The following is a 13321-nucleotide window of genomic DNA, read 5'->3' as shown; positions in this document are numbered from 1 at the left end:
GCCTCTCGAACGAGAGGCTCTTTCCTGGTGTCCTGAAAGGCAATAGGTAGCAAATTCGCGGTAGTGTTATTGCTGTGTAAAGCGCTCAGCCCATGTTTCGATGTCGTCGCCACTGCCGAGAGAAGGATCAATCAAGCCGTTAACCATAAAGGTTGGTGACACATGGATACCATTTTGGCGGCTATATTTGGAATGTTTCTTGATGACCTGCTCAAGCGCCTGTGCATCAAAAGCTTTCAGCACATCAATACCGCTGTACTCGACAATCCGTGCCAGTATATCGTTAGGCGTTGCATCACGATTTGGTCCGGTGGCGTGATGCTCGAATTCGAACTCTTCACGATGATCTGCCACAGCATTCAATACACGCAAGGCTTTTTCACGACCATCATGCATTGTGCTGGCAGCCAGCACTGCGCGACAGATAACGGGAGAGAACATATGCCATGGCTGTGATTGCAGCCAAATGCGAACACGAATATTGTTTTCCCCTACGCGTTCCAGAAATGGCATCAATTTGCGTAACGCTTTCACGGAAAATGGGCAGGTTGGTTCCAAAAACACCTCAAAAACCTGATCCCCGTGCCCCCATATCAAAGGTTCTGCATAAAAATCGCCTGACATTATTCCTCTCCTGTCACACAGAAAACTGATTTCATACCAGTGGAATTCAGATAACCACCAGATTATTTAACGTGCTTGACCAGTACACTGGATTTGGCATGTTCAGCGACAAATTCATGACGATCACGATGCAATCCAATTACAGTCACCTGTTTACCATGCTTATGCAGCCGATCAACAATGTCATCAAGTGTTTGCACCATGGTCAGATCATGTATATCCGTATTGGTAACATCTATTTCAACCCGACTGGCAGAGGTATGCAAATCGATGGTGTCCCTAAGCAGTTGTGAAGAAGCAAAAAACAGCTGTCCACGAATACGATAAACATCCGTATCTCCCTCTTTAAGACGCTCGATTTTGACCTGCTTCATGGCTTGCCATGCAAAGAAAACACCGCTCAGCAATACACCCGTGCAAACGCCCGCGGCCAGATCCTTGGTCAGAATGGTAACAATAACTGTCACGATCATGATCAGACTGGATAGCTTGGGTGCCTTGTAAATGGCTTTGAGGGACCCCCAATTGAATGTGCTGATCGATACCATGATCATAATGGCAACCAATGCTGCCATCGGAATCATGGCAACATAGCGATGTAGCACTACCATCAGAATCAGCAAAAACGCGCCGGCAGTGAAAGTGGATAGGCGCCCTTGTCCGCCGTAACGCAGGTTACCTACGGTCTGCCCTACCATGCCGCAACCCGCGATACCACCAAACAGGCCGACCGCGATATTGGAAATACCCTGCCCCACACATTCCTGACGCTCATTGGTAGGCGTGTCCGTTACATCCTGCACCACGCCGGCCGTCATCAACGATTCGAGAATACCGACCGCTGCCATTGCAATGGCGTAAGGCAATACCGTCTCGAATGTTGAAAGCGTCCAGGGTAACGAAGGCCAGGTAAAGTGTGGCAAGCCTGTCGGTAATTGCCCCAGGTCAGAAACAACATGAACAGGCATGGGATGAATGACGGTAATAACGGTCAGTATCACGATACAGATCAGCGGTGAAGGGATGATGTTGGTAATACGGGGAAACCCATAGATGATGACAAGCCCAAGCGCTATCAGCATATACGTATGCCATGTTACCCCCAGCATTTGAGGGATCTGTGCCGAAAATATCAGGATAGCCAGCGCATTAACAAAGCCGGTACGAACGTCCTGAGACACAAAGCGCATGGCAAATTGCAAACGCAGCCATCCAAAGACAATCTGAAACACACCTGCCAATAAAGTAGCGAGCAACATGTACTGAACACCGTGTTCATGCACCAGAGGCGCCACCACCAGCGCAACAGAACCTGCGGCTCCCGAAATCATCCCCGCCCGGCCGCCAACAAAGGCGATACAGATAGAGATTACAAATGAGGCAAAGAGTGATACCTCCGGTGCCACACCCGCCACATAGGAAAAGGCAATGACTTCCGGTATCAGGGCGAAGGTTCCCACCATACCGGCCAGCACTTCACGCGTGGGCTTGTGTGTCCACTGAGCTCTATACTCGGACAAATTCATCTAAAGATCCTTTTTAGGTGCCCCTTGTTCCACACATGACGATTCTGTGCATGACGTTTTTCGTGCATAACAAAAGGAGCACAGTCATCACCTGGCGCAATGCCTGCCGAGCGTACCGGCTACCCATGAGCAGCCATCTTTTCAGCTACTCACCGGTTGGCACTGCGCCATAGTCAATACTGTGCTCGATCCTGTTGGGAACGAAAGGAAAGGCTATGGTTATTAATAAAAGTTCGAATTATTAACAAAAGCTATAGTTAATAGAGGGACCAATCCCATGAATAATGACAGGCGGGACAGGGTCAAACATAAACGCTACTAGTATAGTCAATTTGTGCAAAGCGTGTGCATCTTTGTACACTGCTTTTAACATACGATTGCCCTATAAAGGCTGCTGCATTAACGGACCGCCAGAGTGACATTACAATGATGACAATACCTGATCAATCTGAGCCAACACGTCTCGCGAGCTGGATACACCCATTGATCGCTGGAATTGTTGCTTCCGTGGTAGGCTATGCCAGCTCCTTCAGTATTGTACTACAGGGGTTGACGGCTGTGGGTGCGTCCCCAGTACAGGCGGCTTCAGGGCTATTCGCATTGTGTCTGGGACAAGGGCTGTTGGCCATTTATCTGAGTCTGCGCTACAAGCAGCCCATCAGTATCGCATGGTCTACTCCCGGAGCAGCACTATTGATGGGAAATGGCATGCCTCACGGAGGGTTTGGCGTAGCAGTGTTGGCTTTCATCATGACCGGCCTGCTCATTGTAATTGCAGGCCTGTGGAATCCACTACGAACAGCTATCGCGCGTATACCCCTATCCCTTTCCAGTGCCATGCTGGCAGGAATTCTTGCCCAACTCTGTATGGCGCCCATCCATGCAATTGCCCAAATACCTACACGGGTATTGCCGATCATTATCTCCTGGTTATTGGCATGGCTGTTTATAAGGCGCTATGCCGTACTCGTGGCATTAGTGGCCACAGTTCTGGTTATTATGCTTTCTGCCGCACTCCCCAGCAACGCGTTCGAGAATATGCCGTTGGTTCCACACCTCTCCTGGATACCCCCTGTTTACGATTGGGTCGATGCACTGGGCATCGCCATACCGCTCTTTATCGTCACCATGGCCTCGCAAAATGTTCCGGGTATTGCCGTCATGAAAGCCAATGGGTATGCGATACCCGTTCGGAGCGCATTTTCCCTGACCGGGTTAGTAAGCGTAATACTTGCACCCGTAGGGGGGCATGGTATTAACCTGTCAGCCATTACAGCTTCACTATGTGCAGGCTCCGAAGCCGGAACCAACCCGCAACGACGCTATCTGGCGAGCCTGACAGGCGGTATCGTCTATTTGCTTCTGGGTGGCATTGCGGGGTATGCCACAACATTCGTGTATCTTACTCCACCGCTCTTGATTCAGTCATTGGCAGGTCTGGCCCTTCTTTCCACTCTAGGGAATGCACTAACGCTGGCTTTAAAGAATGACAGGCACCATTTGCCAGCCATCATCACGTTTTTGGCTACTTTTTCCGGAATCACTTTGTTGGGTATTGGCTCTGCGTTTTGGGGGGTCGTGGCAGGAGGCATTCTTTTAACAAGTGAGAAAACGGTTTCTCTGACAAAACAGATGTAGAACCGTAACAAGAAGAAGCTGTCACATTATGCATGATGATACTTGCTCGACATATCTTGCCAATCATGAATCAAAACTGAATAAAAGTGGTCAATTCGACAAGCAATCAGGAATTTAGCGTATGATATCGCTATGAATTGCCCTGTTCGGTGGGTAAGGGTATCTTGCATCACATGTATGCATGACCTGACACTGGGAATGACCTGATACAGGGTAAGCACGACTCACGAAGGAGTTTGAACATGTCGAAATCAAAAGTGGCTGGCGTACTGGCTACCCTTGCACTGGGAATGATGGGCACACAGGTTGCCGTGGCAGACCAAACCCTGACATTGCCCTTCCGTGATGTAATGGCAATGCCGGAAGCACAAAACCGCCTGTCACCCGCTGTCACTCTCTATTTTGGCGATCAACTTTACCCCACGGCATCCAGCCAACAGGGCGGCTTTTACTTTACGGAAAGGTCCAGCCGTGTATTGAAAAATGTACAAAGTGTTTGCCGCAGAACAGCCCTCGCCTCGCTGCTTGATTTACAAAATCGTGCCAATGAACTGGGTTCCAATGCAGTAACCAACATCAGCAGCTATTACAATCAACACACCATACAGGGTGAAAACTACCAATGTAATGTGGGCCCATTCACGGCCTCAGTCACCTTGAAAGGCAACATGGCCATTATCAATAATCAGTAGAATGCTTCAGGGGTAAACGAGGACTCTGTCCGCGATTGGCAACAGAACCAGCCATTCGTGGGCTGCGCGATATGAACGGCTAGCCAATAGAGCTCCCCTACTCACGTTTCAACTCTACGCTTGCAAAACAGCTACATTTTCAAAATAACTACATTTTCAAAATAATAACACTTGTAAAGCAACCAGGTTTTCAAACGACTGGGTTTCCGAGACGACCGGATTTTCGAAACAGCCAGGTTTTGAAATAACAACGCTTTCAGAACGGCAAGTACAATCAGCGAATACAAGAGGACAAACATGGCGGATCGATGGAGCCTGATTTTCGACGCAGATGGAACACTTGTGAATAGTGAACCCCTGCTGGCCAAAGAGTTGGAAACCACCTTTCGCCAGTTGGACCTTCCCTTTGAAGCAAATCAGTACATGCTTGAGTACCGCGGCGTGGCCTTCCCTTTTATTCTGGAGCAGCTTGAAAGGGAAAATGGTCGCAAAGTGGATAACGAAGAGACTCGCCAACGGCTCGAGGCTGAAATGCGTAGCCGACTCGAACTGAGAATGGAACGAGAACTGGAATCCATTGAGGGTATCAAGGAAGCCCTAGATAAACTGAGTGATTTTCCCCGCTGCGTTGCTTCAAATGGGCCGTTACGAAAAATCCGCTTATCCATGCGGCTTAGTGGATTGGCACCCTATTTCGGTGATCACCTTTATTCTGCTTATGAAGTCGGTAGTTGGAAGCCGGATACCGGGCTTTTCCTTTACGCGGCAAAACAACTGGAGACGCCACCGGACCACTGCATTGTGATTGATGATGCGGATGTGGGATTGAAGTCAGGACTGGCCGCAGGTATGCATGTCATCCATATCAACCGCTTCAGTGAACGTGAAAAAACACTGGAAGGGGCCCATGAGATTCATCATATGAATGAATTACCGGGTATGGTTGAAAAGATCATTCGTGCCCATACTTAATTAACTTGTGTACAAACGATCTATAAGGGAAGAAACAGGGTTAACCCTGATACAGCTGAACCAATAGGGAACTCGTCCCATTATATGGACTCTAACAGGAAATAAACCGGCTGTGTACAGGCTCCGATACTCGCGCTTGGCTACTGCAATGTTCGCTGGAACATGCAATAAAAACAGCTATCGAATTTAGGGTGAGTCATGGTTGGAAAGTCTTATAGGTGAAGAAGTACCCTCATCGATTGTGCATCCATGAACAGCTGAAATGCCACTTGTAGCAGAGAGAAAAGTCCTCTCATTGGCAGTGGCAGAAACACTTGCAGCCTTGAGCGATATCCGACGAAGATACAACTCAAGGTTTGCCTACCAGAATCAATACCACGCCCTCTCACAGGGGCCTGAAAAGTGAGGCATAACGATGTCTTCAGATAACGATGCAAATGTCATTAATGGTCTGTTTGACCGACTCGAACAAACCGAAAAACAAACCGGTGCGCGTGATAGCAATGCCTATCAGCTGATCACGAAACGTGTCAATGAGCAGCCTGCCGCTCCTTACTATATGGCGCAGACCATTCTGATTCAGGAAGCAGCCCTCAAACGTCTGACTGAACGTGTCGAAGCGCTGGAACAACAAGTTCGCTCCCAGCAGAGTCAATCACAGCAATCCAGCGGTGGTTTCCTGTCGGGTATCTTTGGCGGTAACCGCCAGCAATCCGCCCAGCCCAGTCGGCCGGCACCTCAACCACAAGCGGCACAACCCGGTTGGGGTACTCAAAGTGCTCAGCCTCAGGCCCAGGCGGCTCCTTCTGGTGGGCGAAGCTTCCTGTCCGGCGCACTGCAAACTGCTACCGGTGTCGCGGGAGGTATGGTATTGGGTAATGTTCTAACCAATATGTTCGAAGGACATCACGGTGAAGACATTGTGAATGGCGCAAGTAACAATAGCGACGCCGGTTATGATCAGGGTTATGACCAGGGGCTACAGGATGGTAGCTATGACGCCGGTTATGACGATGCTTCTCAGCAGGATGCCGGTGGTTGGGGTGACTCTCAGGACATCGGCGGTGGCGATGATTTTGGCGGCGGTGACGACTATTTCTAATCCTATCGGTTAGTCACTCCTGCTGTCCGCACTGGGCGGTTTCCAAACCAAATCGGCCATGCGATCAAATACAAACACTCTGTGCTTTGGCATGGAGTGTTTTATTATAATACCCGGCTATCGCATACACTTGCTGCCCATTTGAACAGAGTTAATCCTTTAAGGGTAACAAACTGGTTAGATTGTAACCTCATGCTGGTACGTAGCATGCCTACTGTACTAGCTTGTCTACTGTACTGGGTTGCCTACAATAGCTCCCCCTCTTTCCGACGATAGCTTTCCTTTGGCAGGATCTTCTCATATGGCCTGAGCATGCACCTTTGCAAGCCGCCGCTAATCATGTTTATCCACGCCTACCGTGAAAATCCGCTTGATATCAATACATGAAAACACGTGTTCCTTTTATTCTACACTTGGCACGGGGATCCAACAAAGACGGGATAAATTGTCATATCTTCGCCACTCATCAGCGAAAAGTCGCTTATAAATATGAAATTGCATAAAAATCACGCCATAATCATGTAAAAAATATCTTATGCGATAAAGGTATGGTAAATTAAAAACAGTGTTTCCTTATGGCAACATAAACTTGATAACACCATCATAAGATCAAACCTACTTCCACAGGATTGCTTGTCGTGGCACATACTCTCTTGAAAAAGTCTTCCCTTTTCCTGGTGGGCGCGTCTCTCATGGGGGCTGCATTGCCTGCCATGGCGGATATCACCGATTTCACCGTTCTGGATGACCCTGCGAGCGCAAAATCACCTTTTGTCGGAAACGCAGAAGCCGGCTATACGGGTAACTCCGGTAACAGTAGCAGTTCCAACTTGAATGCAGCATTTACCTCAACCTGGTACCACAATCCATGGTCCTACAGCCTATGGGCAAATGCGACCAACAGTAAATCAAGTGGTTCACGTACAGGTGAACGTTATGGTCTGGGTGGCCGTTCACGTTACAACCTGGACAAACTCAATTATCTGTTTGGACAAATGAGTTGGGAAAGCAATCGTTTCTCAGGCTATCGCGATCGCTATATTGTGGACGGGGGTTACGGACGTCAGATCTGGACTGGTCCCAACAATACATTGGCTGTAGAGGTAGGTCCCGGTTTCAGGCACGACGTATACACCCACGGGGCTGGCAGTAAAAACCGTATTATTCTGTACGGAGCCGCAACTTATACACACCGGTTCTCGAAGAGCGCAACATTCTCCGAGAAGCTGGCAACCGAAATTGCAGCAGGAAATACAACGACCAGCTCAGTAACGGCTCTAAATGTTGCCATTAACAGTCGTTTCACCCTCGCTCTGAGCTATAGTCTCGAAAACAATACGCATCCTTATGGTGGGGCAACGCATAAAACTGATACCACTACGGCAGTATCCATCATTTACGGCTTCTAATGACAGCTCGCTGTATCTGAATAGGTAATGAAGAAACCGGCCTTTAAACATCTTGTTTAAAGGCCGGTTTTTATTGGCACATTGTTTCATTTAAATAAATTTTTTTAGAATAAAACGCCAAAAAAACTCATGGAATACAAAACAACAACGCGTTAACATAACTATATACGCAATTCACTGGAAAGCACCCATAAGGTAGGCTTCCCAGCCAGCTCAATCTTCCCGATCCGAAAGTAGTTGATACTGGTTTATGCGTACTCTAATGATCTGTAGGGTTCGATGAGGACTCCCCCTGCAGTGGATACTTGTTTATTATCGGGACGGTTCACCATGAGTAGCGTCAACATCGATTGGAATACACTGGGTTTTGATTACATCAAAACGGATTATCGCTTTATCTCGTACTGGAAAGAGGGTAGTTGGGATAACGGTACATTAACCGAAGACAACAAACTGCATATCAGTGAAGGCTCTACCGCCATTCATTATGGTCAGCAATGTTTCGAAGGTCTGAAAGCTTATCGCTGCAAGGACGGAAGTATCAACCTGTTCCGTCCGGATCAAAATGCAGCGCGCATGCAACGTAGTTGTGCAAGATTGTTAATGCCGGCCATCTCTACCGAAGATTTCATTGATGCGTGCAAAAAGGTTGTACTTGCCAATGAAGCCTATATTCCGCCTTACGGAACGGGTGGCTCGCTTTACCTGCGTCCGTTTCTGATCGGTGTGGGTGATAACATCGGTGTTCATTCTGCCCCGGAATTCATTTTCTCCGTATTTGTGACACCGGTAGGCGCCTATTTCAAAGGTGGCATGAAGCCCACAAATTTCATTGTTTCCAGTTATGATCGTGCTGCACCTCACGGTACTGGGGCTTCAAAAGTGGGTGGCAACTATGCGGCAAGCTTGCTCCCCGGTGCAGATGCCCAGAAGAAAAACTTCGCTGACTGCATCTATCTGGACCCGGAAACACATACCAAGATCGAGGAAGTAGGTTCAGCCAACTTCTTCGCCATTACTCACGATGACCGTTTTGTAACACCAAAATCACCCTCCATTCTGCCGAGTATTACCAAATATTCGCTGCTGGATCTGGCCAAACGTCGTGGTATGGCTGTTGAGGAAGGCGACGTCTTCATCGACAAACTATCGGACTATAAGGAAGCAGGTGCCTGTGGGACAGCCGCAGTAATTACACCCATCGGTGGTATCCAGAACAAGGATGACTTCCATGTGTTCTACAGTGAAACAGATGTGGGCCCCGTCACCAAATCGCTCTACGATGAGCTGGTAGGCATTCAGTATGGAGATGTTGAAGGACCTGAAGGCTGGATCGTCAAGGTCAAGTAACGTCATGACCAAGCCCCTGCAAGGGCATTGGTGAATACGGGAAAAGGGCGTGATTCATGAAATCACGCCCTTTTCTTATGGATATAACAAGTGGAAAGATGCGCGCAATGCCCTCCCACGCAATTTACCGCTCCCCTTCCTTTCCTGCCTTTCACATGCAAGGCATGAAAACATTATGCGCAGCGAGAGAACAGGGCTTCCAACTGAAAATCAGGCATGGAACGTGCTCTCAATGCTTTCAGTGTATTCGACAGGTAGTCGCGGCTTGAGCCACATTTCCCTCGTGCCTGTGAAAAAACCTGCTTCAATACTGAATCTGGTTGATACCCTGCATAGTTGCCACGGTCAGGTTCCAAAACGAACCCCAGCGCCTGAATATGACGACCATCATCCAGGGCACAGTCCAGCCATTCCGGACGATAGGAGTCATCCGGCATTTCCCGTCGCCAAAGCGACTTCAGTTGGGTCCTCAGGTTTTCCCTTGGCAACCGATAAACCATGCCTCGGCACTCACCGCCTTCGTCGAGCCCCAGCACCAACCCGGGCAGCTCTGGCGTTCCCCGATGGATGCGAGACCAGAGATTCAACCCTCGATGGAATCCCCTGATGCCCGCTGACATACATTCTACGGAAGGGCCTTCTGGTTTCCAAATCAAAGAGCCGTATGCGAATAACCAGATATCTTCCTCTCGTTGTTGTGACAACATGCTGGCAATAGATGCATCAAGTTCTTCATCAGAATAAAGATGGGACTGGGGTAGCTGTGGGGGATAGCACGGCATCGAACCAGACTCCAACCAGGAAGGATTGGCAGGGTGAGGAATGCTGGAGTCATATAATTCGATCATGGGCTTTGCTCTTCTGTGGCCTATCAACGTCCGAATGTCATGCTATCTTCCAAAAAGGGATAAATTGCCAGTATCGTGCTGGGGATAGAGGCATCGGCCCCACGAAAAAGTTTACCGATGGGACTGTCATTATCCTAACGCCGCATACCACTTTGAAAAAGGAATTTAAAAATATTTTTTTATATCCAAAAGTAATTTAAAAAACGTAATTCAAAACGATGCATTCAAAAAGAACGCAGTTCAACATAACCTTGAATAAGTAGCTTTCCTGTGCAAGACAGACTCCAGGCCCTTACCTCACCCTCTGGACAAAGATGCCATAACATTGGAAACGAGCTATAGCAGCATTATTCAATCAACAAAGAAGAGCAAATGTCGATATTCATACTGAATTAAGTATCCCAACAAAAAATGCCTATAGATGAGGTCACACTACCAGTACACTAAACAGGTATCGGAGAGCGATAGGTATACCCAATCCACTTCATGCAACTAATCAATTATTCGTGTTGTATTACGTCCGATAATATCAAATCACTAACAACTACCTCTCAGGAGTGTACGCGACATGTCATTGCTAAACACCAAAATCAAACCCTTCAGAGCAACAGCCTTTCATAATGGCGACTTCGTGGAAGTAACCGAAGAAACACTGAAAGGTAAATGGGCAGTTGTCTTCTTTTATCCGGCTGACTTCACTTTTGTCTGCCCCACTGAACTTGAAGATCTGGCCGATATCTATGATGAATTCACCAAATTTGGTGTTGAAATCTACAGTGTTTCTACTGACAAACACTTCACTCACAAAGCCTGGCATGAAACGTCACCCGCAATCGGCAAGCTCCAGTATCCGATGATCGGTGACCCGACTGCTGTTATTGCCCGCAACTTTGATGTCTACATTGAAGAAAATGGCGTTGCTGAACGTGGTACTTTCCTGATCAACCCTGAAGGTGTCATCAAAGCGGTAGAAATCAGTGATGAAGGCGTGGGCCGTAAAGCGGATGAGCTGCTGCAGAAAGTTAAAGCGGCACAGTACATTGCGCAGCACCCCGGTGAAGTTTGCCCCGCAAAATGGAAAGAAGGCGCTGAAACACTGTCTCCTTCTCTTGATCTGGTTGGCAAAATCTAATCCTTCGGGCAAATACATAACCCCGTAATGATTTCCGGGTCAGGATATGACGAAGTCGCCTGATCCGGGCCCCACCTACTTCATTTCCGAACAGCCTTGTCCACCACGCTGCTCTTGCCGTAAATCCGGTAAGGATGGTGAGTCGGCATTCGTTTTGAATTCCAGGGGCTTACACTATTGGCTTTCCAGCAAATGCTGGCCGTATCCACGCAGGATGCGACGTTTTTCGAGGTATACCATCCGATGTTAGACGACAATCTCAAATCGCAACTTAAAGGCTATCTGGAGCGTGTAACACGTCCTATCGAGATCGTGGCCTCTCTGGATGATAGCGATAAATCCCGCGAAATCCTGTCTCTGCTGCAGGATATCGCCAGCCTGACAGACAAAGTATCACTGGATGAAAAGGGAGATCACCCTCGCCGTCCTTCCTTTTCACTGGGAACACCCGGTGAAGATATTCATGTTCGCTTTGCGGGTAACCCCATGGGGCATGAATTTACTTCCCTGGTACTGGCACTGTTGCATGTGGGAGGCCATCCTTCCAAAGCCACACAAGAGATCATCGAGCAGATCAATAGTATTGAGGGCAAACAGGAGTTCCAGACTTACATCTCCCTGACCTGCCAGAACTGTCCTGATGTTGTTCAGGCCTTGAACCTGATGGCCGTGCTCAATCCAAACATTAGTCACACGATGATTGACGGCGCACTCTTCCAGGAAGAAGTTGCCGAGCGCGAGATCATGTCCGTACCAACGGTCTACCTGAACGGTGAACGTTTTGGGCAAGGTCGCATGAGCCTCGAAGAGATTGTCGGCCAATTGGATACTGGTGCGGCAGCACGCGAAGCTGAAAAACTCAATGCCAAGGCACCTTTTGATGTACTCGTTATCGGCGGTGGGCCAGCCGGTGCTTCCGCTGCGATTTATACCGCGCGTAAAGGAATCCGTACCGGTATCGCTGCTGAACGCTTTGGCGGTCAGGTCCTGGATACCATGGACATCGAAAACTTCATCTCGGTAAAACGTACAGAAGGCCCTAAATTGGCAGCTGCGCTCGAAGAGCACGTGCGTGATTACGATGTCGATATCATGAACCTGCAAACAGCAGAAAAACTGATTCCTGCAGCGAAGGAAGGTGACTTGCACGAAGTCGTATTCGCTAATGGCGCCAGCCTGAAAACTCATGAGCTGATTATCGCCAGTGGCGCACGTTGGAGAACCATGAATGTTCCCGGCGAAGCAGACTACACCACCAAAGGGGTGACCTACTGCCCTCACTGCGATGGCCCACTCTTCAAAGGGAAACCGGTTGCGGTTATCGGCGGCGGCAACTCAGGGGTTGAAGCGGCGATTGATTTGGCTGGACTGGCGTCCCACGTCACATTGCTTGAGTTCGGCAGTGAATTGCGTGCCGACGCTGTTCTTCAGCGCAAACTCAATAGCTTGCCCAATGCAACTGTCATTACCAATGCCGAGACGACAGAAGTCGTCGGTGATGGTAAAAAAGTGACCGGCCTCGAATACAAGGACCGTAACGATGGCAGCGAGCATTCACTGACGCTGGACGGTATTTTCGTACAGATTGGGCTCTCTCCCAACAGCCATTGGCTAAAAGATACTGTCGAGCTTAATCGTGCAGGCGAAGTCGTGATCAATGAACGTGCTCAAACATCCATCCCGGGTATCTACGGTGCTGGAGATGTGACCAATGTTCCCTACAAGCAGATCGTTATTGCCATGGGAGAAGGTTCCAAAGCTGCTCTTTCTGCCTTTGATAACCTGATTCGTACTACTTGATTGAGGTTGTTTGATCCGGGCAAATTGGCGGGCAGCAACCGCTCGGACAATTAATCGACCTGATACAAACGCTTGAATGCCCGAAGGATGAAACCCCATCTTTCGGGCATTCTCCGTTTAATGAAAGAGCAAGAGACTATCAACGGATGGTACGTTTGGATGACGCATCCCGTTAGCTGTAGTTCCTTCTCAAGCTTCTTCTCATCCGCCCCTTTTGCTGCTCCCGCT

11 protein-coding genes are annotated in these 13321 nt (G+C 48.6%); 8 read left to right on the top strand and 3 right to left on the bottom strand.

Features of this window, described 5'->3' with window-relative positions; genetic code table 11:
• Positions 1–66: 66 nt before the first annotated feature.
• Complete coding sequence (locus LMG33818_RS05055; protein ID WP_442322280.1) at positions 67–624, bottom strand: DsbA family protein; 558 nt, start codon at positions 622–624, stop codon at positions 67–69.
• 62 nt (positions 625–686) lie between these two features.
• Positions 687–2150: a SulP family inorganic anion transporter gene (locus LMG33818_RS05050; RefSeq protein WP_442322279.1), complete on the bottom strand. Its 1464-nt coding sequence runs from the start codon at positions 2148–2150 to the stop codon at positions 687–689.
• A gap of 426 nt (positions 2151–2576) precedes the next feature.
• Between LMG33818_RS05050 and LMG33818_RS05045 the strand changes: the two genes are divergently transcribed.
• From LMG33818_RS05045 to LMG33818_RS05020, 6 genes are all read left to right on the top strand, one after another.
• The gene (locus tag LMG33818_RS05045; RefSeq protein WP_442322278.1) at positions 2577–3788 is read left to right on the top strand and encodes a benzoate/H(+) symporter BenE family transporter; all 1212 of its coding nucleotides are present in this window, start codon (positions 2577–2579) and stop codon (positions 3786–3788) included.
• A 242-nt stretch (positions 3789–4030) separates the two neighbouring features.
• The gene (locus LMG33818_RS05040) at positions 4031–4480 is read left to right on the top strand and encodes a hypothetical protein (RefSeq protein WP_442322277.1); all 450 of its coding nucleotides are present in this window, start codon (positions 4031–4033) and stop codon (positions 4478–4480) included.
• A gap of 297 nt (positions 4481–4777) precedes the next feature.
• Positions 4778–5452: an HAD family hydrolase gene (locus LMG33818_RS05035; protein WP_442322276.1), complete on the top strand. Its 675-nt coding sequence runs from the start codon at positions 4778–4780 to the stop codon at positions 5450–5452.
• A 415-nt stretch (positions 5453–5867) separates the two neighbouring features.
• The gene (locus tag LMG33818_RS05030; protein ID WP_442322275.1) at positions 5868–6554 is read left to right on the top strand and encodes a DUF2076 domain-containing protein; all 687 of its coding nucleotides are present in this window, start codon (positions 5868–5870) and stop codon (positions 6552–6554) included.
• Positions 6555–7192: 638 nt separating this feature from the next.
• Positions 7193–7963, top strand: a complete 771-nt coding sequence (locus tag LMG33818_RS05025) for a DUF481 domain-containing protein (protein ID WP_442322274.1) — start codon at positions 7193–7195, stop codon at positions 7961–7963.
• Positions 7964–8293: 330 nt separating this feature from the next.
• A complete protein-coding gene (locus tag LMG33818_RS05020; protein ID WP_442322273.1) occupies positions 8294–9313 on the top strand; it encodes a branched-chain amino acid aminotransferase in 1020 nt (339 codons plus the stop codon).
• Between the two features lie 173 nt (positions 9314–9486).
• Here the strand turns inward: LMG33818_RS05020 and LMG33818_RS05015 are convergent, their stop codons facing one another.
• Positions 9487–10161, bottom strand: coding sequence for a gamma-glutamylcyclotransferase (locus tag LMG33818_RS05015; RefSeq protein WP_442322272.1), 675 nt, complete (start codon positions 10159–10161; stop codon positions 9487–9489).
• 574 nt (positions 10162–10735) lie between these two features.
• Between LMG33818_RS05015 and ahpC the strand changes: the two genes are divergently transcribed.
• Both ahpC and ahpF read left to right on the top strand, forming a co-directional pair.
• Positions 10736–11293 (top strand): alkyl hydroperoxide reductase subunit C, encoded by a 558-nt coding sequence (gene ahpC / locus LMG33818_RS05010; RefSeq protein ID WP_442322595.1) that lies wholly within the window; start codon positions 10736–10738, stop codon positions 11291–11293.
• A 243-nt stretch (positions 11294–11536) separates the two neighbouring features.
• Positions 11537–13093, top strand: coding sequence for an alkyl hydroperoxide reductase subunit F (gene ahpF / locus LMG33818_RS05005; protein ID WP_442322271.1), 1557 nt, complete (start codon positions 11537–11539; stop codon positions 13091–13093).
• Positions 13094–13321 lie beyond the last annotated feature (228 nt).

The organism is Cernens ardua, from assembly GCF_051251085.1.
In the GTDB taxonomy this organism is placed as follows: Bacteria; Pseudomonadota; Gammaproteobacteria; order Pseudomonadales; family Halomonadaceae; genus Cernens; species Cernens ardua.
This window is presented reverse-complemented; position numbering and strand designations above follow the sequence as displayed.